Consider the following 24,357-nt stretch of genomic DNA (forward strand, 5'->3'; position numbering starts at 1 on the left):
GGAGCCGCTATGGAATTAACGCAACAACAGGCCGACGCGTTCGCCAGAATGCCGTTGACCTATTTACGTCAGGAATACCCGAACCACATCATGCATCTGCTGAACGATGACGGCGACGTTCTGCCGCCCCGCGAGCTGCACCCGATTTTTTACGGCTGCTTTGACTGGCACTCGGCGGTGCACGGCTACTGGCTCCTGCTGCGCTGCCTGCGCCTGTATCCCGAGCTGCCGTGCCGGGAAGAGATCGTCGCCCTGTTTGAGGAACACCTGACCGACGAGAAGGTGGCGAAAGAGCTGGCCTATTTCAACGCGCCGTTCCGCGCGTCGTTTGAGCGACCTTACGGCTACGGCTGGCTGCTGGCGCTGGCGCAGGAGCTGCAACAGTCCTCGCTGCCGCAGGCGGCGCGCTGGTACCAGACGCTGCAACCGCTCACGCTGGATATTCGTCAGCGGCTGGTGGATTACCTCAGCAAGTTAACCTACCCAATCCGCGTCGGGACGCATTACAACACCGCGTTTGCGCTCGCGCTGGGGCTGGATTACGCCCGGGCGGTGCAGGATAACGCGCTTGAGCAGGCTATCCTGGACGCGGCAACGCGGTTTTATCTCGCGGACACCCGTTATCCCGCGCACTATGAGCCGGGGGGCGACGAGTATGTTTCCGGGGCGCTTACCGAAGCCCTGCTGATGAGCAAGGTGACGGACAATTTCCCGGCCTGGTTCGATGCGTTTCTGCCGGACGCGGGCGCCGTGTCGGCGCTGATGTACCCGGCAGAGGTGAGCGATCGCACCGATCCGAAAATTGCGCACCTGGACGGGCTCAACCTCAGCCGCGCCTGGTGCATGAAGCACATTGCGCGCGCCCTGCCGGAAAGCCATCCGGCGCAGCAGGCACTGCGCGATGCCGCCGCGCGCCATCTGGCGGCAAGCGTGGAGCATGTTGTCGGCAGCCACTACAGCGGCGGGCACTGGCTGGCGAGCTTTGCGCTGCTGGCGCTGGAGTAGCCCAGGCTAGCGCTTATTTTATCAGCCTCAGCGACCGTAACCGGCTTACGCTAACGAATACGGATCCCGCTGAGGCTGCCGTGGCGATCCACAGCGCAGCATGAACCGGTCTTCCCTCTGCCGTCAGCATAACCCCCACAACCGCTGCACCGAGACACTGCCCGAACGTCCGCATGATGGACAAAACGCCTGAAGCGAAGCTCGCATGGTCACGGGCAACGTTTGAGAGCATCTCCCGGTTATTGGGGCTCTGGAAGCAGCCAAACCCAATACCGCACACCAGGCACCGCAGGCAGATATCCCACATGGCTGGGCTGGCAGGGAGCGTCGCCAGCAGCCCCAGCCCCACAGCGAAAATCATCAGCCCGAGAGTTGAGATCGGCGGAGCCGAAATCGTGTCCGCCCACCGGCCGGCATGGGGAGCAATGAGCACGATCCCCAACGGCCACGGCGTAAACAGCAGGGCAGAGACGAGCGGGCTATAGCCATAGACGCTCTGAAACAGGAACGGCAGAGCAATGAAGGCGATCCCCTGGCTGACGAACGCAGTCATCGACGTAAGGGCCGCGAGGGTAAAACGCGCATTTTTAAACATTGCTGGCGGCAGCAGCGGGTTTACCGTACGGCGGATCTGCCAGATAAAGGCGATGCCGCTCATCGCAGCGATCGCCGCCCAGCAAAGGCAGATTGTGTGATGTGCTGCGCTCTGGAAACTGTTCGTCGCCACGATCGTTGAGCCCAACATCAGCACCGATAAAATGGCCCCGAGCGAATCGAAGGGCGCCCGAACGCAGACAGCCTTGCGCGGCAGCGCTCCGGTTGCCAGCAGCAGGGCCACCGCACCGGGAATAACGTTTACGGCAAACAGCCATTGCCAGCTCAGGGTGTGTAGAAGGGCGCCGCCCAATACCGGCCCGAGCGCCGAGCTGGAGGCGATGAGCAGGGCGTGTAAACCCAGAACGCGGCCAAGCAATCGCTCGGGAAACACGGACCGCAGTATCGCGGGCGCGATGCTCAGCGTCGCCGCGCCGCCGATCCCCTGCAGGATACGCATCACGATAAGCATTCCGGGGCCCGTTGCCAGCGCGCAGCCCAGCGATGTCAGGGTAAAGGTCATAAGGCCTGCCAGAAATACGGGGCGGTAACCCAGACGTGCCGCCAGCGCCGCGAATAGCGCCAGCGTCATGGCCGCCGCCAGCAGATACCCGTTGGCAAACCAGACGGCGGCACTGGCGGGTACCTGCATCGCCTGCGCCATGGACGGCAGGGCGACGTTAATCATGGTGCCGTCAAACACGCCCATTAGCGTGGTGGTCATTACCGCGGCCAACACCCGGGCGCGTGCCGGGCCCGGCAGGCCGTCATCGGCGGGTTGGCTGGAAAAGAGCGTCATCTTGCTGTCTCCTGAAAAGGATGGTGGATGACGGAACTATAAAGATGGCTTTTACGTGGCGGAAGGCGCACCATTTGCACTTTATCATTGCATGAAACGCCTTATCTGAATCCTGGGAGATTAGTCATGTCCGATCCCGATTTCAATCTGCTGGTTGCCCTCGACGTATTGCTGAGCGAAGCCAGCGTTGCGGGCGCGGCCCGCCGTTTACGCCTAAGCACCTCGGCCATGAGCCGCACCCTGAGCAGGCTGCGCGACGTAACGGGAGATCCAATCCTGGTGCGCGCCGGACGCAACATGGTACTGACGCCCTGGGCGCAGGCAACCCGGGAGCGCGCCCGGCTCGCGGTGCACGAGGCGAAGGCGGTTTTGCAGCCATCCACTGAAACGTTCAGCGTCGAAGATCTTTCGCGCCTTTTTACCATTCGGGCAAACGACGGTTTTGTGGTGGCGTTTGGCCCGGCGCTTATTGCGGCTGTGGCCGATGCCGCACCGGACGTCTGCATACGCTTTGCGCCAAAGCCTGAAAAAACGTCGCGCTACCTGCGGGAAGGTCTGGTCGATCTGGAGATTGGCGTGCAGAGCAATATGGGGCCTGAAATACGTCTGCAAAGACTGTTTGAGGATCGGTTTGTGGGCGTGGTGCGTAAAGGGCATCCGCTGGCCTCCCTGGCAGAAAAAAACCTGGAAGACTATGTCTCCTGGGGCCACGTGGTGGCGTCCCCCGAAGGCACGCTGCACGGCTTCGTCGATGACGTGCTGGCAGAGCGGGGAATGACGCGAAAAATCGCGAGCGTGGTGCCGGGATTTCCGACGGCGCTTTCCGTGGCGCTGGCGTCCGATCTAATCGCCATGATACCCGCACTCTATTTAGCTAATCAGCAGGTTACGGAACAGGTTCACGTTTTTGAGCTGCCGTTCAAAAGCCGGCGCATTACGGTGTCGCAGATGTGGCACCCAAGGATGGAGCGCGACCCGGGTCACCGCTGGCTGAGAGAGAAAATACTTGCGATATGTAGCGTGCAGACAATAAAGCTTATAGAAGATCAAAAGGATGATGATATTGCCACTATCAGGAGTAGAACATGAACAAAATGATAATGGCGCTTACGCTTTTATTTATCATACTCATTGTGCAAGGGTGTAAAGAGAATATGCAATATGAACCAAAAGATTTTTTTGATGGCCAACAGCTGAAAATTGCTCAGATTATTTATGACGGTAACGAAGAACAACTTAGCCAAAAACTGATGACCGTCAGTAAAGACGAGTTGAATCGTCCAGCGAAAGCCGAAATGACGTTGCTATTCTGGTCAGTGCTCAACTCAACCTGGGATGATACCGCTCCGGCAAGGTTAAAAATAATAACAGATCTGGTTAAGGCCGGAGCAGATCCGTTGCAACCCAGATCGGAAGGTGGGAGCAGTCCCGCTGAGTTTGTTCTTCAGGGAGACAAAGGGATCTGGATAAAAGCTATGCTGGACGGTGGACTTTCTCCAGACGCCAGGAATACGGCTTTTGATAAGCCAATAATATTCGAAGCATTAAAAGCAAAAAATACTGAGACCTTAAAAGTCATGCTTGAATCGGGAGCAGATATCAATGCGAGAGGAGCAATGGAACGCACTTTACTAATTAATGCCTTGTATGCCGGAAAAATCGACCATATTAAGCTTTTATTAGTTAAAGGAGCGGATCCGCAGCTCTGTGATTCATTTGACGAGGACTTTGTATTTTTAATTAATAAAGAAATATCGCTAAAAGACAATAATAATGAGTATGTGAAAAGTTTGATTCAGATTCGCGATACAATGTTACCCAATAGTCCAGAGTGACGTCAGGCTGTACATATCAACGGGAGTAAAGAAATCCCGCCGGTAGCGGCGGGATTTTTATGGCATGAATGTTTAGCGCGTCTGGCTGATAAGCTTGCGCCAGACTCTGTTATGCAATGTAAATAGCAGCATCTTATAGAAAGCGGTAGAAAGGATACAGCTGCCGCTAAGCCCCAGCATGACAATACTCACCAGCGCCGCGGTCAGGCTGACGCCCGGAAAAGAACTACCGCTCAGCGCGGCCAGCAGATAGGCTGCCGTTAATACCAGGCTTAGCACCGCCAGCGTAAGATGTAACCGCACGGCGCGCATGCTGCCTTTGCCAATCATAAACATCGTCACTCCGTTGATGCCGGCGAAGAGCAGGGCGATCGGCACAACCCAAACGAATACGTGTTCTGCTGGCTGGCCAAGTGCGGCGATTACGCCATACACCAGCCACAGTTGAGGAATGGCGAAACTGACAATCACCCCGAGCGTACTCATCACCACAGGTGATTTAACATAATATACATTATGCGCACTTAGGTTGTAACGGCAAAGTTGTAATGTCCGTTCTGGGCTAAGTTAAGATGTCCGTCACGTAGATTCACCATCGAGGGATTCTGATGACGGCACACTCCGCGGAGTTTTTCACTTTGGACGAAGTTAACCGATTCAAAATCATTCAGGACGTTGTCGACCGGCGTCTGACCACACTGATGGCCGTGCAGCGCCTTGGTATTTCCGATCGTCAGTGCCGACGCCTTCTGTCGCGTTACCGTGAATATGGCCCACTGGGTATGGCTAGCCGTCGTCGTGGAAAACCCAGCAATAACCAACTACCTGATGGTCTTGCCCAGTACGCACTCAATATTATCCGCGAACGCTATACCGACTTTGGGCCTACGAGAGCTTAATGTCCGCTTTGAGCGAAGAGCGGACATTATGACCTTATCACTCTCTGCAAAAGTTGAACTTATCATTCATGACATAAGTCTCTTCAGCGAAGACTTTAAAGCATCTAGAAAGACAGTAACGCGGCATGGCAGGTAGCGCTTTGTCGGAAACAGCGCCCATATTGCCAGCATGTGGCATTCCGCATCACTAAGTGTTATTTCGACGAGTTCTCCGGTTGCAAGTTCAGAGTGAATATCTGCTTTTGTTAGTTGTGCCAGGCCCGCTCCGGCCTTACACATACTTCGGACACCTTCTACATTGTTACAAATGAACCGTGGCTCAAATAAATGACTGAGTAGGTTCCCATCTTTCACAAATGTCCACTGAGACACCATTGCCGTTCTCAAACACAGATGATTGGTCAGTTCTGCCAGAGTGGCGGGAATCCCGTGCCGGGAAAGATAAGCAGGTGAGGCACAGAGGACCCGGGGGTTGCTGCTGAGTCTGTGGGCAATCAGGTTCGAATCCCTGAGCGGGGCAACCCTGATGGCCACATCGTATCCCTGACCCACGATATCCACTACGTCATCGCTAAGGTTGAGGTCGATTTTCATCTTCGGATTCCGTTCCATGAGTTCAGGCAGCAGGGGAAGTATGCAACGGCGGCCGATGCCGGAGGGTGCCGTGATCCTCAAGAGGCCTGTTGCCCCGCCAGCGTCCTCACTGAACATAATCCGCGCGCCCTGCTCTGCTTCCATCATGGTTCTGGCATAGGGAAGAAATTCTTCACCCTCACTGGTCAGCGACACCGCGCGGGTCGTGCGCTGAAACAGACGCGCACCTAAATGCTTTTCCAGCTGGGCGAGATGTCGCGACACGCTCATCGTGCTCATGCCAAGCCTGCGTGCGGCCTGAGAAAGATTGCAGGTTTCCGCAAGTACGGTAAACAACTCGACGTCCCGTAGATTCATTATATCGATTCTCGTTATACAGTGATGCATTTTTTACCAGTATAACGTTCATCACAACGGTATTATAATCATTTTTATTATAATTATTTCCGAGGAGTCACCATGCGCCACGCATCATTATTCGAAGCCACATCCATAAACCGTGCCCTGTTCCGCAATCGCATCATGGTTGCCCCTATGACGCGTATCTCCGCGTCTGAAACCGGCGTACCGGGTGAAAAGATGCAGGATTATTACTCCCGCTTTGCCCGGGGAGGGTTCGGCGCCATCATCACCGAAGGTATCTATATTGACCAGGCGTGGTCGCAGACCTATGCGTTTCAGCCAGGCATCGTGAATGAAGAACAGCTCTCCGGCTGGAAACATATTGTCGAAAAAGCGCATCAGAACGGTGCACGCGTTATAGCCCAGCTCATTCATGCCGGTGCGTTGTCTCAGAAAAATATCTACCGTCCGGACTCTGCCGGTCCTTCTGCCGTAAAACCTAAAGGTCAGCAGCTTGAGTTCTATCATGGTTCCGGTGAATACCGTACACCCCAGGCACTCAGTGAAGAGCAGATCCACGACATCATCTCCAGTTTTGCCGACAGCGCTGAGCGTGCCGTCAGTGATGCAAAATTTGACGGGGTTGAGATCCATGCGGCGAACGGGTACCTGCTTGATCAGTTCCTGACAGACTATACCAACCAGCGTACTGATGGATGGGGTGGTTCCCTGGAAAACCGGCTGGCCATTACGCTGGAAGTTATCCGTGCCGTACGCAGCAAAATTGGCGCAGAAAAGGTGCTCGGTGTCAGAATTTCGCAGGGAAAAGTAAACGATTTTCATCATAAATGGAAAGAAGGTGAGGCCGGTGCCAGGAAAATCTTCGGTCTGCTCGCCGATGCCGGCGTGGACTATATCCATGTGACCGAATACAAATCCTGGCTACCTGCATTCGAGAACAGCGACAAGAGCCTTGTTGAGCTTGCCCGTGAAGCCGCTCCGGAGACCATCATCATTGCTAACGGTGGGCTGGATGACGGTGAAACGGCAGAAAAGCTTCTGGGTATGGGGGCAGACTTTGTTTCCATTGGCAAAGCTGCGCTTGCCAATTCTGACTGGCCACGAAAGGTCAGCAGCGGTCTGCCACTCCACGATCTGCCTGGCGATATTCTTTCACCGGTTGCGGACATTAAGGAAAAAGAGCGTTTTTAATTGTTATCACCAGCTGTACTGAAACCAGGGAGTTAACATGACTGACAAGTCGAAAAAAACCATCAGGATCTTATTTCCACAGTGGCAGGGTGGCAACCAGGAGCTCTACGGGTTTGGTGCCCGGCTGCTGCACTGGCTCTCTCCGGAGTCACGCTCCCCTCTGCATACTATCAGCGTGCCGGAGTTTAACCCGGACACGCCTGAGCCTGAACAGGGGCTGCTTTATCGCCGGCAGTTACTCAGCCAGCATGATGAGGCCTGGGCAGTGCTGGAAAAAGAAGAACCGGATCATATCGTGGTGTTTGGAGGTGACTGCCTTGTAGACCAGGCCCCCTTTGCCTGGATGAACGAGAGGCACAATGGCGAAATGGGCGTACTGTGGATCGATTCACACCCGGATGTGAAGACCCCTCGCGATTTTACCAACGGCCATACCATGGTACTGGGCAATCTTTTAGGCGGTGGCGATCCGGAGTTTGCTTCAAAAGTGAAGACCCCGGTCGCCCCCTCACGCGTCATGTATGCCGGCCTGATTGAAGAAGGGCTGACGGAGCAGGAATCGTCCGCTATCAGCGATCTTGGTTTGCAGATCGCACGACCTGAAGAACTTTATGAAAACAGTGACAGGATCACTCGCTGGATAAAAAAACAGAACATCTGCAAACTTGCCGTGCATCTGGACCTGGATGTCCTCAATCCGGACGTCTTCCGTTCGCTGCTGTTCGCGGAGCCTGAACCTGAGTTTGACTGGCAGGCGGTGTATCCGGTAGGGAAACTGAACCTTACGCAGACGCTTAGGATTATCCGTGATGTCTCTGCCGAGACAGAAATTGTGATTATAGGTATTACCGAACATCTGCCATGGGATGCCTGGAATCTTAAAGAGTTTCTTAAAAAGCTTCCTATAATGAACGAGTAAGAGCCCAGATCTAATTTTGTCAGCACGTCATCTTGAGGATATACGGACTTCTAACATAACCTATTGGCATTACTGATACTTTTCCTGTCACATCGTCCGCTTCTGGCACAGAGCGGACATTTGAGCTTTGCCCTGCCTCGGACATCTGAACTTAGCTTTGACATAGGTTATGATAGCCAAATAATGACATCCACCTAAGGCCAATCTCCCCAATCATGTCACTACTCCTTTCCGCTATTCGGGCATAAATCCAGCGTCATAAACCGGCTGTTTGGATCAGGCTGATAATCAGCGAACGGCTCGCAGTCAACAAAACCGTGTTTGCTATAAAGTTGATGACATGCGGTAAATCCTGGCTGCGTCCCCGTTTCTAAGCTCAGACGTTTCAGGCCTTTGGCACGCGCAACCTGTAAGATATGCAGCAGAAACAGATTTGCTACACCGCGGCGCAAATAATCAGGTGCGGTACGCATTGATTTCAGCTCGCCATGGTCCTCATTGAGCACTTTCAGCGCGCCAATTCCCGCGAGCCGCTCCCCGTCCCATGCTGACCAAAATATGACTGCCGGATCGCGTAGCTTTTGGACATCCAGCGCATGGCTGCTTTCCGGCGGGGATTGTTCCAGCATGCCGGAGATATGATAGGCAACTAATGCCTGCACGGCTGGATGCGAGAGATCGTCCGTTTTGATAGTAAACATGAATTATTCCAGATGGTTGGCTACAGTTTGTTAACATACAAACAAGCGCCGCCCTCAATGTCTAATACATATTTCTTATGTGACTAACCCTGCATGTCGAAGCCGGATTTTTGAAAATCCCGGTAGACTTCCGGATTGTTAAAGGCCGGGAATGTGGCTTTCCGTGCGGCTGATTTTATCGCTTCACAATAGCCTTTATTGCCGTTGCTGGTTGATATGCTTAGCGCCGTGCCGTCCCGGGAAAACTCCATGTGCAGCCGGCATTTCTTCCCTTTCCATTTTTGTGGCTCATCAAGCTTATCGTTAATGTCCGCCCTGATTGCCCGCGCTTGCGCACCCCATTCATCCGCATCGTCCCAGCGTCCTGAACTGCAACTGCCCGTGGCCGTGGTCTTATGGCAGCCGGAAGGATGTAACGGCGCGCATCCCGCGGCCAGGCTGACCACAACGGCCAGCATAACGAATTTCTTAACGGTGTCTGACGATCCCACTTTTTGTTCCTCAATCCATTGTGCACAGGCGCATATTATTGCCCTTCATCTTCCTTACCGTAGTAAAGTTGACCAAGTTTGATGAGCGGCCTGCCCTGCGATTTACGGTGCATATTCGTATCGCGCAGTGAATAAACGCAGCCACAATACTCCTGCTGGTAGAACTGTTCGCGCTTGCTTATCTCAATCATGCGCGACGATCCTCCCTGCTTACGCCAGTTGTAATCCCAGTACACCATTCCCGGATAATGCGCGGCAGCCCGCTGTCCGCAGTCGTTGATCTGCTGCATATTCTTCCAGCGGGAAATTCCGAGCGAGCTGCTGATCACGCTGAACCCATTTTCTGCGGCATACAGCGCCGTGCGCTCAAAGCGCATATCAAAGCACATGGTGCAGCGAACGCCGCGCTCGGGCTCCCACTCCATGCCTTTCGCGCGCTCAAACCAGTTATCGGTGTCGTAATCTGCGTCGACGAAGGGCACGCCATGTTTCTCAGCGAAACGAATATTCTCCTCCTTGCGGATGAGATACTCTTTCTGGGGATGAATATTCGGATTGTAAAAGAAGATGGTGTAATCAATGCCCGACGCCTGAATGGCCTCCATGACCTCACCGGAACAGGGGGCGCAACAGGAGTGCAGCAACAGCTTATCTGCACCGTTTGGAAGCTGTAGTTTCGGACGTTCAAAATTAGTCATAGCCATCAGTCATTTGATTCAGGAAAATTATGGTTGCGGACAGTGTAGCACTTATAAGATTACTGTAAAAAATGCGATAAGCCTCGTGCCCTCAACGCTCATAAACGTCATTGCTGTCCCGCGTCAACGCCCTTGCCGTGACCAGGACATCATTAAAGCGCAGCCCGTCAACGCCCGAAATCTTGCCGAACTCGGTGGCATCAATCGTAATACCGTCCAGCGTTAACCCGCTCACGGGACGTTCCGGATACCCTTCGATGAAAAATGCCCGCGAGAAGCATTGGTCGTCCGAGCGCCTCGCCGTGATGTTTTTAATCGTCAGGCCGCTGACTTCGGTAAGACCGGCTTCTCCCTCGACGCCATCGGCCAGTTTGCGCCAGTGTTCTGGCTTATCAGAGAGATTATCCTGGCTGCCGTAGCTGTACTGCGGGAACCAGTTTAGCTGGATCAGCACCGGAAAACGCACGTCAGTTAGCTGCAAATTCTGAACGGTGATGTCCCGTATAAACCCGCCCCGGTTGCGGGCAGACTTTACGCGAAACCCGACGCCCGTCCCGTTAAACGCATTATTTTCGATCAGGACGCGCTCGATGCCGCCTGAGGTTTCGCTCCCCAGCGCGATCCCGGAACCCTTGTTCAGCGTGCAGCCGCGAATAACGATATCCCTCGCGGCGCGCGCGTTTTGCGCCGCCTCGCGTCCTCGTCCAGATTTAATGCAGATATTGTCGTCATTACAGGAGACGATGCAGCGCTCAACCCGAACCTGTTCGCAGGAGTCTATGTCTATTCCGTCGGTGCTTGGCCCTGCGGAATTAGTAATTTTCACATCCTCAACCGCAATATGGCGCGAATAGCACAGATGCAGATTCCAGAAACCGGATTCCCGGCTGGTGAACTCGCGAAGCGTAATATTCTGGCTCTCAAAGACCAGAACGTTGCGCGGACGCTGGCAGTCATAATCAACAACCCAGCGCAATCCTCTGGCACCGTAGTCCCCGACCATTCCGCCGCGCTCGTCATCGCCCCAGAAGCGTCGCCACCATATCTCACCCTGCCCGTCTATCGTGCCCGTGCCGGTAATGCTGACGTTTTCACAATCGATAATATTAATGATGCCTGCCGGCCAGCGCATGTCGATACCGGCCACGCGGGTAGTTATAAGCGGATAGTCAGCCAGATCCTGGCTTCCCGCGAGGCAGGCACCGGCGTCCAGGCGAAGCGAAACGCCGCTTCTAAGAAACAGCGCTCCGCTCAGATAGCGGCCTTGCGGGATGATGATAACGTCGCCGCGGTGAGCCGAGTTTATTGCCTGCTGAATGGCGGAGGTTGATGGGCGTTGCGCGGCGGGGTCCGCGCCATACGCCAGAACAGAGATCTCTGTCATGGGCGATCCTTAAGCTGATAAAAGCTTCAGTCTAAGGATCGGCATGGCGGATAACCTTTCTCTCGTTGACAGCCGCGCGGTCTGGCTGGCAAAAAAGCGGATATTTACCGGCTGGCGATCACCGCAACGCCCTTTTCTTTCATGGCGTTGACCCAGCGTTCATCCGTCGTGTCCTCAACGACCAGAGTATTCACTAACGACAAATCGCCGATCGCAAACGCAGAGGCGGAGTTGATCTTTTCCGGTGAAGCCAGCACCACCGTTTCCGCCGCCCTGCCGGAAAATGCGCGTTTGATGCACGCTTCTTCATAATCTCCGGTGGTTAACCCTGCGTCAGGATGAACGCCGGTTACGCCCATGAAGAACAGATCCGCATGAATAGCGTTGATACCTTCAATAGCGGCCGCGCCGACCGTGACGATGGAGTGTTTATACAGGCGTCCGCCAATCAGGATCACCTCAATACAGGGATGGTCGACCAGACCCAGCGCGATGCCGGGGCTGTGCGTCACCACGGTAATGCGCAGATCTGGCGGCAGGAAGGTAATGAGTTCAGAGGTTGTCGTCCCGCCATCGATGATAACGACCTGCCCCGGTGAAATTAGCTGCGCGCCCCGGCGGGCCACGCGTTTTTTGGCATCCATCTTTACGGACTGACGTTCAGCGAACGGGGCAATCGCGGAGGATGCCGGAAGCGCGCCGCCGTGAACGCGCTGTAGACGCCCTTCTGCCGCCAGCTCGCGTAAATCACGACGGATAGTGTCTTCGGACACTGAAAAATAGTGGCTGAGCGCCGTGGACTGAACCTGGCCTTCCGCCTCCAGCTTTTCAAGTATTAACTGTTTACGCTGACTGGTAAGCATTTTCTTTCCTGATATTGCACGATAACTCTTGTATGTGCGTGAAGTTGCTGTTTATGATGCTTACTCTACGAGAGGAGGACGAAACGTGCAATCAAAACGTGCAGATATGCGCATCATCAGCAGTGAAACCTTGTCCGATAATTGGTACATCCTGAAAAAATACACGTTTGATCTTCAGCGCAGCGATGGCGAATGGCAGCGACAGGTGCGTGAAGTGTATGACCGCGGCAATGGCGCGACGATCCTGCTCTACAATCGCGACAAAAGGACGGTCATTCTGACCCGCCAGTTCCGCTTTCCGGTCTTTGTAAACGGTCACGAAGAGGATCTCATTGAGGCAGCCGCGGGGCTGCTCGACAACCTCGATCCGGAAAGCCGCATCAGGGCCGAAGCGGAAGAAGAAACCGGGTTTAGGGTGTCCCGCGTGGAGAAGATTTTTGAGGCCTACATGAGCCCGGGCTCCGTAACCGAAAAGCTCTACTTCTATCTGGCGGAATATCACCCACAGGACCGGACCGGCGCGGGCGGCGGCGTCAAATCAGAGGGCGAAGATATCAAGGTGCTGGAAATGACGCTCGACGACGCGCTTCGGGGCATTGAGAACGGCCAGATCGTGGACGGGAAAACTATCATGCTGCTTTATCACGTGGCCCTGAAAGGGATTATGTGATCCGTCGGAAACCAGATACCTGCCCCGGTGCAGGTATCTCCCTGTGCTATTCTTGCTGAACACCTCAACGCGGAGATGCGAAAATGGCAGACTGGGATCCCTCTCTTTATCTACAGTACAGCGCAGAGCGCACGCGACCCGCAGCCGATCTGCTTGCCCGGGTGCCGCTTGCTGACGTGACGTCTGCCGTTGACCTAGGCTGTGGGCCCGGCAACAGCACGGCGCTGCTGCGACAGCGCTGGCCTTCAGCCCAAATTACGGGAGTGGATAACTCTCCGGCGATGCTCGAGGAAGCCCGAAACGCCCTGCCGGACTGCCAGTTTGTTGAAGCGGATATCCGCCACTACAAGCCGGTGCAGCCTGTGAACCTGGTCTATGCCAACGCCTCCCTTCAGTGGATCCCGGACCATTACCATCTTCTGCCGCATCTGGTTTCGCTGCTCCAGCTAAACGGCGTGCTGGCGGTGCAAATGCCGGATAACTGGCTTGAGCCAACGCACGCCTTAATGCGCGAAGTCGCCCAGGAACAGGGCTACCCGGATCGGGGCCGCGAGCCGCTGCCGGGCATCCATGCCTTTTACGATATTCTGACGGAAGCGGGATGCGACGTGGATATCTGGCGCACCACCTACTTCCATCATATGAGTTCGCATCAGGCCATCGTAGACTGGGTAAGCGCGACGGGATTACGTCCGTGGATTCAGGATCTCAGCGAGAACGAGCAAAAAAAATTCCTGGAACGCTACCATGAGCTTTTGCAGGGGCAGTATCCGCTTCAGGAAAACGGGCAGATACTGCTGGCCTTTCCCCGCCTGTTTATCGTTGCTCATCGGGTGCCGTAGGGCGATTCAGGAACGCGCCTCCTTGAGCAGCTGCTGAATAACGGCCTCCTGCCTGTCGTAGTTGCCTTCGCCAAACGAGGTGTAGCGCAGCTGCCCTTTCGCATCGAAATAGTAATGCGCGGGCCAGTACTGATTGCCGAACGCGGTCCAGATCTTATAGCCGTTGTCCGTCACCACCCGATACGGCAGCTGCCACTTGTTCACCGCGTTTTTCACCGACGATAACGGTTTTTCCCACGGGTATTCCGGCGTGTGTACGCCAATCACCACCAGGCCTTGAGACTGATACTTCCTGGCCCAGTCGCGCACGTGCGGGAGCGCGTGCTGGCAGTTAATACAGCCCCAGGTCCAGAAGTCGATGAGGACAACCTTACCCCGTAAGGATTCAGGCGTGACAGGGTCACCGTTTATCCAGCCCGTTCCGCCGCTCAGCGACGGCAGCTGGCTGCTGGGGGTCGTTTCCACTGCCGGCTGCAGCTTCACCTGCGACGGTGCCGGTTTCGCCAGGTTCAGGAGCGCGTTTTCCAGACGGTCGGCAATGCCGTTGGCCCCCTTCAGCGCCGACGTCATTCCGGAAGCATTAAAGGCAATGGCGGCTAGCATCATCACTCCCGCCCCCTGGCGCAGACGCGCCATCAGCGCGGATTTGGATCGTAACGGCGCGATCAGCTTGCGGCTACCTGCTGCCAGCAGCCCCAGCATCAGCGCGCATCCTGCGCCGTAAGCGGATAACAGCGCGCCGGTGGCGACGGGCGAGTGGCCCGCAATATTGATGCTGAAGATCGCCCCGAGAATCGGCCCGGCACAGGGAGACCAAAGCAGTCCTACGGCAAGCCCTGCCAGAAACGTCGACAGCATACCGCGCGTCTGCGCGCTGCGGGTGTTAAGCACGTTCCCGGCGCTGACCGCCGGGCTGGCAATGCGCTGGGCGAGCTGCGGGAAAATGAGGGCCAGTGCGGCGATGCCCAGCACCAGAAGCGCAATCCAGCGGCCGATAGCGGTAGCGTCAGCGATCCACTCGCTGGCAGCCGTCACCACCATCGCCACCAGGGTGAACATTACAATCATGCCCGCCAGAAGCGCCAGAATGTGCTTGCGTTGCCCCTGAAATCCGGCGAACAGCAGAGGAATGACGGGAAGCGTGCACGGGCTGAGCAGGCTAATCATGCCGCCCAAAAAAGCGATTATCAGAAACATAAGGACCTCACGATACCGTTGCTGCGAAGGTGCAGTGAGGTCATTTCACCGTACGAATGTGTTCGGGCCGTGTGCAAAAAGCGTAATTTTGTCTGCCAGCGTATCGGCGCCGCAACCGGATACAGACGCGTACAATTAGCCGCGCGGCAGCGTCACGCTCACCATCAGCCCGCCCTCCTCACGGTTGGCAAGATGCAGTTTGCCGCTGAGCCGGGCGGTGAGCTGCGCTGCAATGGCAAGGCCTAACCCCGTACCGCCAGTTTCGCGGTTGCGCGACGTTTCAACCCGGTAGAACGGCTGTAAAACTGCCTCAAGCTCGGCATCCGGGATGCCCGGTCCGTTATCCATGATGCGGATTGCTACCTGTCGTTCGTCCTCAGCAATCTCGATCGTCGCGCTATCGCCAAACTTCAGCGCGTTATCCAGCAGGTTGGTCATTACCCGACGCAATGCCTGCGGGCGCGTAACGATCGGCAGGCGAATATCGCGTGCATGAAACTGCACGTTTTTACCAATATCCTGATAATCGCTGGCGATGCTGTTGATCCACGCATTCAGCTCCAGCTTCAGCGTCGTCTCCTCAAGCGATTCTGATGACCGGGCATAGGCAATCCCCTCCCGTACCAGACGCGACATATTGTCGAGGTCGCTCAGCAGCTTATCGCGGAGCGCCGGTTGCTCCGTCATTTCGACCCGCAGCTTCATGCGCGTGATAGGGGTCTGAAGGTCGTGAGAAATGGACGCCAGAATCTGGGCGCGCTCGCGCAGGTGCGCCTGTATCCGGGACTGCATCTCATTGAAGGCATGCGCCGCCTGGCGGACTTCGACCGGCCCTTTTTCCGCCATCGGAGAATGTGCCGCCGGGTCAAGCGAGTCGACCGCGCGCGTGAACTGCATGAAGGGCCGGACGACCTGGCGGACTGCGATCCATGCGCAGAGCGCGACCAGTAACAGCTGAAGTATCAGCACCGCGGGCAGCCAGCTGGCGACGGGCGGCATGCGCGGGATCAGATCGATAGTCAGCGGCGCGCCGTCGCGAAGCGTCAGATGGGCCTGGATATGGGATACGGGCCCCGGAACCGCCGTAAACGTGAGCGGGTAGCGTTCAGCCAGCGTCGCTTTGAGGGTACGAACCGCGTCCCGCGAGCGCTTATCCGCTGGCGCGGCGCCTGACTCGCCGGGGCCAAGGATATACCGGTAATTGCCGCGATTGAGTTGTTCCAGCCACCCGGGCCGCTCGCTGGCCGGAAGCCGGTCGAGAATGGCCACGCTGGTCGCGACGTCGTTCTCGAGGTTGCCCAGCATCACGGCGCGGGCGCTGCGCATTCGCTCAACCATGACCAGCGTCAGGCTGAGCGAGTTGGCCAGCAGGAGCCCAAGCAGCACAACGATCAGCAGCCGGGCCAGGAGCGTGCGCGGCCACAGCGTCATTCATTGGCCTCGACGATGGTCACCGGCATGGTAAACACGTAGCCTTCGCTGCGCACGGTTTTGATATAGGCTGGCGTGCGCGCATCTTCATTCAGGCGCTGACGCACGCGGCTTACCAGAAGATCTATCGAGCGTTCAAACAGCTCGGCATCGCGTCCCTGCGTCAGGTTCAGCAGCTGGTCCCGCGTCAGCACCCGTTGAGGATGATCGAGAAACACGCGCAGAAGACGGTATTCTGCCCCGCTTAGCGCCACAATCATCCCCTCGTTGTCAATCAGATGACGCGCCACGGTATCCAGCTGCCATTCTCCGAATACCACCAGGCGCCCTGCTTCGGTCACCTGGAGATTGGGCGGCATGGCGCGAAAGCGACGCAGGATGGCTTTGATACGCGCCAGCAGTTCGCGGGCTACAAACGGCTTCACCACGTAATCGTCTGCACCCATCTCCAGCCCCAGGATCCGGTCCGTGTCCTCGTTCCGGGCGGTGAGCATCAGGATCGGCAGATCCTTATGCCTGCTGCTGCGCAGCTGTCGGCACAGCGTCAGGCCGTCATCGCCGGGCATCATCACGTCCAGCACCACCAGGTCGATATGCTGTTTGTCGAGCACCGCGCGCATCTCTTTGCCGTTGGCCGCGCCGGAGGCGTGATAGCCCGACTTCACGAGATAATCGACAACCAGTTCACTAATATCCCTGTCGTCATCGACGACAAGGATGCGATCAATATGCTCCACCGCAGGCTCCTGAATAAGGGGTAACGGATTGAAAATAGCACATCTCAGAGCTTGTCAGCGTCTACTACCGCCTTTACGAAGTCCTGCGGATCTTCCTGAGGCGGGTTGTGGCCAACGGTAGCACCGAAGGTACGGTGCTCATATTTCCCGGTAAATTTTCCGGCATAGGCAGCGGGCGCAGGATGAGGCGCCCCGTTGTTACCGCCCTCGATGGTTATCGTCGGAACCGTGATATTCGGCAGCGTCGCCAGCTTTTGCTCATAGGCGTCATATTTTTTCTCTCCTCTTTCCAGCCCCAGACGCCAGCGGTAATTACTGAGCGTGACGGCAACGTGGTCAGGGTTATCGAGGGATTTAGCGCTGGCTTCAAAGGTGGCATCGCTGAATTTCCAGTCTGGCGAGGCCTGCGACCAGATCAGGCGAGCAAAATCGTGCGTATTTTTGGCATAGCCTTCCGCACCGCGCTGCGTGGCGAAGTAGAACTGATACCACCACTGCACCTCCGCCTTCGGCGGTAAGGGTTGCTTACCAATCGCCTGGCTGCTAATCAGGTAGCCGCTCACCGAGACCAGCGATTTCACGCGCTCCGGCCACAGCGCGGCGACGATATCCGCCGTGCGCGCGCCCCAGTCATACCCGGCAAACACCGCCTGCCGGATGTTGAGCGCATCCATCAGGTTAACAATGTCTTTTGCCATTGCCGAAGGCTGACCGTTACGCGGCGTTTTATCAGAAATAAACCGCGTGGTGCCGTAACCGCGCAGGGACGGCACAATGACACGGTACCCTTTCGCGGCCAGCGCCGGGGCAACCTCGGCGTAACTGTGAATGTCGTACGGCCAGCCATGCAGCAGGATCACCGGTTGCCCGTCTTTCGGCCCGATATCGACATAACCGACGTTAAGATCGCCGGCGTTAATTTGTTTTACCTGCGTAAAGGCAGACGAATAATCGTTGCCGGTCGCTTCTGCCTGACAGGACATCACGGTACCAAGCGAAACGCTCAGCGCGACGGCGGAAAAGGCGAGTTTGTTAAGCATGATGTTATCTCCGGGTAAGTTCAGTTGACGGGGATATAACACCATGCGTTTGTATAGCGAACGTGTGCGAAAGCCGTTTTATTGCATACCTGTGTACGTATCTCACTCACAGATACAGTGTGATACAAACTCGTGACGATCGGCTAAAGCGACAGGCGGTAACGAACGTAATCGTCGGCTTCGGCGTATTTGTCATACAGCTTACGGGCCGGATTGTTCTCGCGGGTGACCCAGTAGAGTTTTGACCAGCCTTCCCGCCTGCCTTCATCGATCAGGGCGTCGATAAGCGCCTTACCCGCGCCTGCGCCACGTTCCGCTGCGTCAACAAACAGATCCTCCAGATAGCAAATGGGCGCGGTTGACCAGGTGCCTTCATGCAGGATACACATGGCGAAGCCGATGACCTTGCCGTCCTTCTCCGCGACCCGGCAAAACAGGGATGATGAGCCAGAAAGCGCCCTTTCCCACGTTGCTGCGGTAATGGATTCCTCAAGGTAACACTCATAAAAATGGGTATAGCCGTCCCACAGCGGTCGCCACTGCGGGTAATCTTCGGGGCGTAAAGGACGTACGGTTAGCGTCATGGGATCCTCACATTATCCTTGCTGCTTTTTAAGCGCATTTTATGGGCCAGAGCAGCAAGACGCTTCGTCCGGCAGTAAAGGGTAAAGAGTGCAAAGCCTTGACTGTTTAATAACCATCGAATGATTACCATAGCGATCGTGGCGATCAACAGTTGCCAGCTGCTGCCGTCAGAAGTGAACAGGTAATAAATCCACTGAAGCATCGTCACCGCCAGCAGGAAGATGAAAAGCGCTAACAATCCTGACAGCCCTGATGTGTAACCTCTGGCCAGCAGAGTACTGGTGGATATCAGGTAGATAAGTATGGCTATCGACGGGGCAAAAAAACTCAGTGCATGAAGCGCAGGCGACATACTGGAAATCGCCTTGAGAAAAGGCAGCATATTAAACGCAAACACCGCGAGGAATAGCGGCAATAACATGGCAACAGGATAAGGATTTTGCCCCGGCAACTCGCTAAGCGGGCGTGAAAAATAGCGCTCCAGTGCGGGAGTCGAATGGTTTAACAAAACGTTGCCATGGGCAATGGCTTCATCTATCTCTTTTCCATGTTGCAGCAGATCGTATGAAATGCGTCCGGTTAGCAAAGGCAAAATTTTCATCAAAACCGCCAGGGAGAAACAGCACCAACATTACTGATTTGAAATAATTATATTAAGATGAAAATACCAGAAGCCAGACAAAAGCATAACGCTTAAATATGGAGATTGCCGGATGACGATACCCACGCTAACGACAGATCGCTTGCTGCTTAAACCCCTTGTCGCTGAAGATGCCGTCCAGATACAGAAGCGTTATCCGCACTGGGAAATCGTTCGCTATATGGTGGCCTCCGTTCCCTGGCCCTATCCCGATGACGGGGCTGAAAGCTACGTGAACCAGGTTGCGCTGCCCGATATGGCTAAAGGGATTGCGTGGTTCTGGACCATTCGCCGCCGCGAAGCGCCTGACGAACTGATGGGGCTGATTTGCCTGTATGACGTGGAGGATAACAACCGGGGCTTCTGGCTGGCGCCGGAGTTTCAGGGCCAGGGATATATGCGGGAAGCGAGCATTGCGGCAACGGATTACTGGTTTAATACCCTTAACAAACCGGTATTGCGTGCGCCGAAAGCGGCCGCCAATAGCCGCTCCCGCCGTATTTCCGACAGCAGCGGCATGCGGCTCATCAGGACGGAAAAGAAAGCGTACGTGAGCGGCGTGCTGGACTCCGAACTGTGGGAAATCACCCGCGAGGAGTGGAACGCCCGTCAGGTCAGCTGATAATGCTTGTCCGGCATTAGCCTTTCAGGGATGTTCTCTTCATCGTTCATCTGCAGCAGGTCGCGTTCCATCATGTTGCAGATGGCGTCCAGCGGCAGATCGTTATCTTCCGTACCAAACGGATCTTCAAGCTCTTCCGCCAGCGTGTCCAGAGAGATAAAGGTGTAAGAAATCAGCGCAGAGACGAACGGCGTCATGTAGTGCAGGTCAACAACCAGCGCAAACGGCAGCATGATGCAGAACAGATATACCGTCCGGTGCAGGATCAGCGTATAGGCAAACGGCACCGGCGTGTTGGCAATGCGTTCGCAGCCAGCCAGCACGATGGACATATCGTTCAGGCGGTTATTCAGGCTGTGAAACAGGATGTCCGAAAGGTGTCCGCTGCGCCGCCGAACGGCGAGCCACTCCCCCATTATCAGCAGGATACGGTTCGCCGGGGAATTGGCATTCATTACTTTGCGCAGGTCGTCAGGGGCCAGATAGCGAGAGAGCTGCTCGGCGTTGATTTCTTTGCGCAGGGTCATGCGCAGACAGTTAGCAAAGGCAATTTGCAGGCGAACAAACTCTCCAAGCTGCCTATCTTCCGGTAAGGTATTTTTTACCTCGCGAAACAGCGAGCGCGCCGCTATCATCAACTGCCCCCACAGCAGGCGAGCCTCAACGTAGCGCGAGTAGCAGGCGTTGTTGCGAAAACCCAGGAAGATGGCGATAGCCACGCCGAGAATGCTAAACGGCGCAACGGTGAAGCGGATGCCCAGCGAGGTGTACCACGGCAGCATCACGATGACGGCGATAGAAAGCAGGAAGTTCAGCAGCAGTCGGGTATAAATTTTAGGAAGTACCGAACCGTGCCAGACGAAAATCAGTTGTAGCCAGTGCTGTTGAGGACGAACAATCATAATCAGCTTCAGAAAAGTAAAGAGCGCGGCTATTAAACGTGATCGCCCTCACAGTTGCAAGCATGTTAATGGTTCATTGCATTTTCTGACCTGTTTAGCCTAACGCGCACGGTGCTGCATAGTATTTTTAAAAAAGGACCTATAGTATGTTGTAACTAATGAAATCGTATTTAAAACCCGGCAAACGCCGGGCGAAGATATCAGCAGAGCGGTTTTACCGCCTCGCGCATCCCTTTATGGAGAATCGCATCCAGATCCTGCGCAACCTGTTCTACCAGTCCGCTCACCTGGGTCAGGTCCTGCTCCCAGTGCTCGCGCACGCTTAGCACCGCGGATACCAGCTGGCGGATGTTCAGCTGTTTATCATGATATTGCGTCCACAGCTGCTGGTAACGTTCCAGCCAGTGCGCGTCATCCTGCACCGGATAGGCTTCACCGCTACGTTCGCCGCGGTAAAAGGCAATCAGCGCCGCCAGCGCAAAGGTCAGACGAGCGGGCAGTTTACCGGTCGCCTTCTGCCCTGCCAGCAGCTGCGGCAGAATACGGGTGCGGTATTTGGTCATCCCGTTTAGCGCAATCGACAGCAGCTGGTGCTTGATGTACGGGTTACGGAAACGCCCCGTTACGGCACTGGCAAAGGAGTGCAGCTCGTCGCGCGGCAGATCCAGCACCGGAATAATCTCCTCATAGATTGCCTTCTCAACGAACGCGCAAATCTCCGCGTCGTTCATCGCTTCCCCTACCGTATCCAGCCCGGCCTGAAACGCGACCGGCACCAGCGCGGTATGCGCACCGTTCAGGATCGCCACCTTACGCTCTTTATACGGCCTGATATCGTCCACAATCCGCACGTTAAGCGGGTATTTATCAAGGCGCAGCTCCGCTGAAAGGGATTTTGGCCCCTGAATAACAAACAGGTAGAAATGCTCCGCCGTGTCCAGGAAGCTGTCGCGATAGCCCAGTCCGGCTTCCAGCTCCGCCACCTCATCACGGGGATAGCCGGTAACGATGCGGTCAACGAGCGTCGAGCAGAAGGTATTCGCTTCGTCCAGCCACGTAATAAATGCCGGCGGCAGCGCCCACTCCTGCGCATAGCGCAGCACCAGCTCGCGCAGCGCTTCGCCGTTGTAGTCGATAAGTTCGCAAGGAATGACGATCCAGCCCTTATCCGCCGCGCCGTCGAAGTGGCTGAAGCGCTCAAACAGGAGTCGCGTCAGTTTTGCCGGATAGCTGACGGCTGGCGCATCTTCAAACCTGTCGCCCGCGTGATAGCTGATGCCCGCTTCCGTCGTGTTGGAGAAAACAAACCGCATGTCCGGGTTATGGGCGAGCCTGAGAAATTCATCGTACTGGCTGTAGACGCTGATTTCGCGGTTCACGGAGCGAATAAGGCGCGCGTCGCTTACCGCTTCCCCCTGCTCGTTCAGGCCGCGAATAATGGTGGTGTAGAGCCCGTCCTGGGTGCTCAGCGACGGCGGGAAATCGCTCTGGATCGGGCGAACTATCACCACGCCGGAATTGAGATCCGTATGCTCGTTTAACAGGTCAATTTGCCAGTCAACGAACGCGCGAAGGAAGTTACCTTCGCCAAACTGGATGATACGTTCGGGATAGCGCGCACCGGGGAAATCACGACGGTTGAGTGTGTTCACAATGGGGGTCCTTTATGATTAGTCATACAGCCTGATAAGATTGGTGTAATAACTTATCAAAACTTAACAACCAGAACCCCTGTCTGGATCAACTCATACCGCTTTTGTGAAAATTAATCACAAAAACTTATAAAACACCGAGGTAGAAGCCATTTCCCCGCCCGGCATCAGCGCGTAGCGCGGGATCTCCCCAACCTTTTGCCAGCCTGCACGCTGATAAAACGTCTCTGCGCCGCTACCGGTCGCCGTATCAAGCACCAGCACCGAAAGCACCTTCTCGCGCGCAGCGGCTTCCAGCGCTTCCATAAGCGCCATAGCAGCCCCTCTGCGACGCGCCTTTTCATGAACCAGAAGTTTTGCCACATCTGCGCGGTGCGGCTGATTTTCAGGCTGATCGGTGATGAGCTGTACCGTTCCGATCAGGCCCAGTGCCCCATCGAAACAGCCCAGCACGGTGCGCTCACCGCGCCCCACGCTGTCGGCAATTCCACGCCAGAAAGCGTGGCCTTTATCGGAGGTAAAAGGCAGCATAAAGCTGACGGATGCGCCGCCGTTAACGCAGTTGACGAGGATATCGGTTAGCGCATCAATGTGGGAAAGAATATCCTGCCGGGAGAGAGGTTTAATAAGCATGGGAGAGTTCATCGTTGTTCCTCTGAGTGAATCTCTCCACTATGCTATTAACATTTTTGCAACGCAACTTGCGCAGGCATAGGATTTTGTTATGTCATCCCTCACCATGGTGCTGTTTCTTCATGGCGTACATTGCCTCATCGGCCTGTTTTAACCACGCCTGCATATCGTTCCGGGTATGATCGAACTCGCTCAGTCCCCAGGAGAACTGCAGCGACCACGGATGCAGCTGGCGCGCGTTAAAGCTTTCCGTTTGCTCAACGAGGTACTGCATGGCAATCCACGCCCCGGGCTCATCGGTATCCGCGAACAGTACCGCGAACTCGTCCCCGCCGTAGCGCACCAGCAGATCGGCCTCGCGGAAGGAGGAACGCATCAGGGCGGCCATCGCTTTCAGCGCCTTGTCGCCCTCCTGGTGCCCGAAGCGATCGTTGATCGCCTTGAACTGGTCCAGATCCAGCCAGCCCAGCGTTAAGGGTTCCGCCCGACGCCGCGCCACGGATAATGCAAAGCGCGCAAACTGGTTAAACCCGCGACGGTTAAACAGCCCCGTCAGCTCATCGGTTGTGGACGCGCTTACTGCCGCAAACTCGTCTTCTGCCAGCGCGCTGAGATCGGCCAGCGCGGCGGAATCGCCTGCCGTAAATTCACGGGGCGCGTAATCAATCAGGCACAGCGAACCGACGCTCGAACCGTCACGCAGGCGGAGCGGGAAACCGGCATAAAAGCGCACGCCTGGCTCTCCCGTCACCTGCGGGTTATCCGCAAAGCGCTCGTCAAGCCGCGCATCCTCAACCACCAGCGGTGCTTCGCTCAGGATGGTATGGCCGCAAAAGGAGAGCTCCCGTGGCTGGCTGCCGGATACCTGGCCGTCAGCCGATTTCACGACCACGGAACGATCGTCCACCAGGGTGATCATCGCCAGCGGCACCTTGAAAAAGCGTTTTGCCAGCCGCGTGAGCCTGTCGAACGCGGGATAACCGTCGAGTTCAAGCAGGCCGGATTCGCGCAGAGCGTTCAGACGCTCGGTTTCATTAACAGGTATTGCAGGTGCTTTCATAACGTCTCCT

Annotated in this window: 26 protein-coding genes and 1 pseudogene; 9 read left to right on the forward strand and 18 right to left on the reverse strand. The window is 55.8% G+C overall.

The features are described from left to right. Positions 1-9 precede the first annotated feature (9 nt). The gene (locus OWK27_RS00345) at positions 10-1,005 is read left to right on the forward strand and encodes a DUF2891 domain-containing protein (RefSeq protein WP_267589505.1); all 996 of its coding nucleotides are present in this window, start codon (positions 10-12) and stop codon (positions 1,003-1,005) included. Positions 1,006-1,018: 13 nt separating this feature from the next. Here the strand turns inward: OWK27_RS00345 and OWK27_RS00350 are convergent, their stop codons facing one another. Then, positions 1,019-2,398 carry an MFS transporter gene (locus tag OWK27_RS00350; RefSeq protein WP_267589506.1) on the reverse strand — a complete coding sequence of 460 codons (1,380 nt, stop codon included), beginning with the start codon at positions 2,396-2,398 and terminating at the stop codon, positions 1,019-1,021. 126 nt (positions 2,399-2,524) lie between these two features. Here OWK27_RS00350 and OWK27_RS00355 point away from each other — a divergent pair, with 126 nt between their 5' ends. Both OWK27_RS00355 and OWK27_RS00360 read left to right on the forward strand, forming a co-directional pair. Beyond that, a complete protein-coding gene (locus OWK27_RS00355; protein WP_267589507.1) occupies positions 2,525-3,487 on the forward strand; it encodes a LysR family transcriptional regulator in 963 nt (320 codons plus the stop codon). Continuing rightward, positions 3,484-4,233 carry an ankyrin repeat domain-containing protein gene (locus OWK27_RS00360; RefSeq protein WP_267589508.1) on the forward strand — a complete coding sequence of 250 codons (750 nt, stop codon included), beginning with the start codon at positions 3,484-3,486 and terminating at the stop codon, positions 4,231-4,233. The genes OWK27_RS00355 and OWK27_RS00360 overlap by 4 nt, the downstream gene beginning before the upstream one ends. 72 nt (positions 4,234-4,305) lie before the next feature. On the opposite strand, the gene OWK27_RS00365 is transcribed toward OWK27_RS00360, so the two are convergent. Then, positions 4,306-4,719 carry a hypothetical protein gene (locus OWK27_RS00365; RefSeq protein WP_176678621.1) on the reverse strand — a complete coding sequence of 138 codons (414 nt, stop codon included), beginning with the start codon at positions 4,717-4,719 and terminating at the stop codon, positions 4,306-4,308. Between the two features lie 122 nt (positions 4,720-4,841). On the opposite strand from OWK27_RS00365, the pseudogene OWK27_RS00370 reads away from it, so the two are divergent. After that, positions 4,842-5,129: pseudogene (locus OWK27_RS00370) on the forward strand (helix-turn-helix domain-containing protein); the annotation flags it as partial. Between the two features lie 69 nt (positions 5,130-5,198). On the opposite strand, the gene OWK27_RS00375 reads toward OWK27_RS00370, so the two are convergent. Next, entirely contained in the window at positions 5,199-6,083 is an 885-nt protein-coding gene (locus OWK27_RS00375) for a LysR family transcriptional regulator (RefSeq protein ID WP_267589509.1), read from the reverse strand. A gap of 102 nt (positions 6,084-6,185) precedes the next feature. Here OWK27_RS00375 and OWK27_RS00380 point away from each other — a divergent pair, with 102 nt between their 5' ends. Together OWK27_RS00380 and OWK27_RS00385 are read left to right on the forward strand one after the other, a co-directional pair. Then, positions 6,186-7,280 (forward strand): NADH:flavin oxidoreductase, encoded by a 1,095-nt coding sequence (locus OWK27_RS00380; protein WP_267589510.1) that lies wholly within the window; start codon positions 6,186-6,188, stop codon positions 7,278-7,280. 37 nt (positions 7,281-7,317) lie between these two features. Next, the gene (locus OWK27_RS00385; protein ID WP_267589511.1) at positions 7,318-8,199 is read left to right on the forward strand and encodes an arginase family protein; all 882 of its coding nucleotides are present in this window, start codon (positions 7,318-7,320) and stop codon (positions 8,197-8,199) included. Positions 8,200-8,420: 221 nt separating this feature from the next. Here OWK27_RS00385 and OWK27_RS00390 read toward each other — a convergent pair whose 3' ends face one another. The 5 genes from OWK27_RS00390 to OWK27_RS00410 form a co-directional block, all read right to left on the reverse strand. Beyond that, entirely contained in the window at positions 8,421-8,900 is a 480-nt protein-coding gene (locus tag OWK27_RS00390; protein WP_148419549.1) for a GNAT family N-acetyltransferase, read from the reverse strand. Positions 8,901-8,983: 83 nt separating this feature from the next. Further along, entirely contained in the window at positions 8,984-9,358 is a 375-nt protein-coding gene (locus tag OWK27_RS00395; RefSeq protein ID WP_420712928.1) for a cell envelope integrity TolA C-terminal domain-containing protein, read from the reverse strand. A gap of 68 nt (positions 9,359-9,426) precedes the next feature. Next, a complete protein-coding gene (locus tag OWK27_RS00400) occupies positions 9,427-10,089 on the reverse strand; it encodes an epoxyqueuosine reductase QueH (protein WP_375603228.1) in 663 nt (220 codons plus the stop codon). A 91-nt stretch (positions 10,090-10,180) separates the two neighbouring features. After that, on the reverse strand, positions 10,181-11,473 hold the full coding sequence (locus OWK27_RS00405; protein WP_267589513.1) for a glycoside hydrolase family 28 protein: 1,293 nt from the start codon (positions 11,471-11,473) through the stop codon (positions 10,181-10,183). A gap of 104 nt (positions 11,474-11,577) precedes the next feature. After that, a complete protein-coding gene (locus tag OWK27_RS00410) occupies positions 11,578-12,336 on the reverse strand; it encodes a DeoR/GlpR family DNA-binding transcription regulator (RefSeq protein WP_193355129.1) in 759 nt (252 codons plus the stop codon). Between the two features lie 85 nt (positions 12,337-12,421). Here OWK27_RS00410 and OWK27_RS00415 point away from each other — a divergent pair, with 85 nt between their 5' ends. Next, positions 12,422-13,006: an NUDIX domain-containing protein gene (locus tag OWK27_RS00415; RefSeq protein WP_267589514.1), complete on the forward strand. Its 585-nt coding sequence runs from the start codon at positions 12,422-12,424 to the stop codon at positions 13,004-13,006. 83 nt (positions 13,007-13,089) lie between these two features. Further along, positions 13,090-13,848, forward strand: coding sequence for a trans-aconitate 2-methyltransferase (gene tam, locus OWK27_RS00420; protein WP_267589515.1), 759 nt, complete (start codon positions 13,090-13,092; stop codon positions 13,846-13,848). Positions 13,849-13,854: 6 nt separating this feature from the next. Here the strand turns inward: tam and OWK27_RS00425 are convergent, their stop codons facing one another. The 6 genes from OWK27_RS00425 to OWK27_RS00450 form a co-directional block, all read right to left on the reverse strand. Further along, on the reverse strand, positions 13,855-15,045 hold the full coding sequence (locus OWK27_RS00425; protein ID WP_267589516.1) for a cytochrome c biogenesis protein/redoxin: 1,191 nt from the start codon (positions 15,043-15,045) through the stop codon (positions 13,855-13,857). Between the two features lie 135 nt (positions 15,046-15,180). After that, the gene (locus OWK27_RS00430; protein ID WP_267589517.1) at positions 15,181-16,476 is read right to left on the reverse strand and encodes an ATP-binding protein; all 1,296 of its coding nucleotides are present in this window, start codon (positions 16,474-16,476) and stop codon (positions 15,181-15,183) included. Next, positions 16,473-17,213 (reverse strand): response regulator, encoded by a 741-nt coding sequence (locus OWK27_RS00435; RefSeq protein WP_267589518.1) that lies wholly within the window; start codon positions 17,211-17,213, stop codon positions 16,473-16,475. Before OWK27_RS00435 ends, OWK27_RS00430 begins: the two co-directional genes overlap by 4 nt. Before the next feature lie 44 nt (positions 17,214-17,257). Then, a complete protein-coding gene (locus OWK27_RS00440) occupies positions 17,258-18,253 on the reverse strand; it encodes an alpha/beta fold hydrolase (protein ID WP_267589519.1) in 996 nt (331 codons plus the stop codon). A gap of 143 nt (positions 18,254-18,396) precedes the next feature. Further along, positions 18,397-18,837, reverse strand: a complete 441-nt coding sequence (locus OWK27_RS00445; RefSeq protein ID WP_267589520.1) for a GNAT family N-acetyltransferase — start codon at positions 18,835-18,837, stop codon at positions 18,397-18,399. Beyond that, positions 18,834-19,439 (reverse strand): hypothetical protein, encoded by a 606-nt coding sequence (locus OWK27_RS00450; RefSeq protein WP_267589521.1) that lies wholly within the window; start codon positions 19,437-19,439, stop codon positions 18,834-18,836. Before OWK27_RS00450 ends, OWK27_RS00445 begins: the two co-directional genes overlap by 4 nt. Positions 19,440-19,551: 112 nt before the next feature. Here OWK27_RS00450 and OWK27_RS00455 point away from each other — a divergent pair, with 112 nt between their 5' ends. Next, on the forward strand, positions 19,552-20,100 hold the full coding sequence (locus OWK27_RS00455) for a GNAT family N-acetyltransferase (RefSeq protein ID WP_242172791.1): 549 nt from the start codon (positions 19,552-19,554) through the stop codon (positions 20,098-20,100). Here OWK27_RS00455 and OWK27_RS00460 read toward each other — a convergent pair. From OWK27_RS00460 to OWK27_RS00475, 4 genes are all read right to left on the reverse strand, one after another. Next, complete coding sequence (locus OWK27_RS00460) at positions 20,088-21,002, reverse strand: bestrophin family protein (protein ID WP_267589522.1); 915 nt, start codon at positions 21,000-21,002, stop codon at positions 20,088-20,090. The two genes, OWK27_RS00455 and OWK27_RS00460, sit on opposite strands and share 13 nt — an antisense overlap. Positions 21,003-21,202: 200 nt before the next feature. Beyond that, positions 21,203-22,654: a tagaturonate reductase gene (locus OWK27_RS00465; RefSeq protein ID WP_267589523.1), complete on the reverse strand. Its 1,452-nt coding sequence runs from the start codon at positions 22,652-22,654 to the stop codon at positions 21,203-21,205. Between the two features lie 117 nt (positions 22,655-22,771). Next, complete coding sequence (locus OWK27_RS00470; RefSeq protein ID WP_267589524.1) at positions 22,772-23,299, reverse strand: GNAT family N-acetyltransferase; 528 nt, start codon at positions 23,297-23,299, stop codon at positions 22,772-22,774. Between the two features lie 82 nt (positions 23,300-23,381). Then, positions 23,382-24,347 (reverse strand): sensor domain-containing diguanylate cyclase, encoded by a 966-nt coding sequence (locus tag OWK27_RS00475; RefSeq protein WP_267589525.1) that lies wholly within the window; start codon positions 24,345-24,347, stop codon positions 23,382-23,384. Positions 24,348-24,357: the final 10 nt, after the last annotated feature.

Origin of the sequence: Enterobacter cloacae complex sp. 2022EL-00788 (assembly GCF_026627565.1) — a bacterium.
Lineage (GTDB): Bacteria > Pseudomonadota > Gammaproteobacteria > Enterobacterales > Enterobacteriaceae > Enterobacter > Enterobacter pasteurii.

Bases quoted from the DNA above. Each gene is read 5' to 3' on its own strand.
- OWK27_RS00345 (WP_267589505.1), top strand. From the start codon at position 10: ATGGAATTAACGCAACAACAGGCCGACGCGTTCGCCAGAATGCCGTTG.
- OWK27_RS00350 (WP_267589506.1), bottom strand. From the start codon at position 2,398: ATGACGCTCTTTTCCAGCCAACCCGCCGATGACGGCCTGCCGGGCCCG.
- OWK27_RS00355 (WP_267589507.1), top strand. From the start codon at position 2,525: ATGTCCGATCCCGATTTCAATCTGCTGGTTGCCCTCGACGTATTGCTG.
- OWK27_RS00360 (WP_267589508.1), top strand. From the start codon at position 3,484: ATGAACAAAATGATAATGGCGCTTACGCTTTTATTTATCATACTCATT.
- OWK27_RS00365 (WP_176678621.1), bottom strand. From the start codon at position 4,719: ATGAGTACGCTCGGGGTGATTGTCAGTTTCGCCATTCCTCAACTGTGG.
- OWK27_RS00375 (WP_267589509.1), bottom strand. From the start codon at position 6,083: ATGAATCTACGGGACGTCGAGTTGTTTACCGTACTTGCGGAAACCTGC.
- OWK27_RS00380 (WP_267589510.1), top strand. From the start codon at position 6,186: ATGCGCCACGCATCATTATTCGAAGCCACATCCATAAACCGTGCCCTG.
- OWK27_RS00385 (WP_267589511.1), top strand. From the start codon at position 7,318: ATGACTGACAAGTCGAAAAAAACCATCAGGATCTTATTTCCACAGTGG.
- OWK27_RS00390 (WP_148419549.1), bottom strand. From the start codon at position 8,900: ATGTTTACTATCAAAACGGACGATCTCTCGCATCCAGCCGTGCAGGCA.
- OWK27_RS00395 (WP_420712928.1), bottom strand. From the start codon at position 9,358: ATGCTGGCCGTTGTGGTCAGCCTGGCCGCGGGATGCGCGCCGTTACAT.
- OWK27_RS00400 (WP_375603228.1), bottom strand. From the start codon at position 10,089: ATGACTAATTTTGAACGTCCGAAACTACAGCTTCCAAACGGTGCAGAT.
- OWK27_RS00405 (WP_267589513.1), bottom strand. From the start codon at position 11,473: ATGACAGAGATCTCTGTTCTGGCGTATGGCGCGGACCCCGCCGCGCAA.
- OWK27_RS00410 (WP_193355129.1), bottom strand. From the start codon at position 12,336: ATGCTTACCAGTCAGCGTAAACAGTTAATACTTGAAAAGCTGGAGGCG.
- tam (WP_267589515.1), top strand. From the start codon at position 13,090: ATGGCAGACTGGGATCCCTCTCTTTATCTACAGTACAGCGCAGAGCGC.
- OWK27_RS00425 (WP_267589516.1), bottom strand. From the start codon at position 15,045: ATGTTTCTGATAATCGCTTTTTTGGGCGGCATGATTAGCCTGCTCAGC.
- OWK27_RS00430 (WP_267589517.1), bottom strand. From the start codon at position 16,476: ATGACGCTGTGGCCGCGCACGCTCCTGGCCCGGCTGCTGATCGTTGTG.
- OWK27_RS00440 (WP_267589519.1), bottom strand. From the start codon at position 18,253: ATGCTTAACAAACTCGCCTTTTCCGCCGTCGCGCTGAGCGTTTCGCTT.
- OWK27_RS00445 (WP_267589520.1), bottom strand. From the start codon at position 18,837: ATGACGCTAACCGTACGTCCTTTACGCCCCGAAGATTACCCGCAGTGG.
- OWK27_RS00450 (WP_267589521.1), bottom strand. From the start codon at position 19,439: ATGAAAATTTTGCCTTTGCTAACCGGACGCATTTCATACGATCTGCTG.
- OWK27_RS00455 (WP_242172791.1), top strand. From the start codon at position 19,552: ATGACGATACCCACGCTAACGACAGATCGCTTGCTGCTTAAACCCCTT.
- OWK27_RS00460 (WP_267589522.1), bottom strand. From the start codon at position 21,002: ATGATTGTTCGTCCTCAACAGCACTGGCTACAACTGATTTTCGTCTGG.
- OWK27_RS00470 (WP_267589524.1), bottom strand. From the start codon at position 23,299: ATGAACTCTCCCATGCTTATTAAACCTCTCTCCCGGCAGGATATTCTT.
- OWK27_RS00475 (WP_267589525.1), bottom strand. From the start codon at position 24,347: ATGAAAGCACCTGCAATACCTGTTAATGAAACCGAGCGTCTGAACGCT.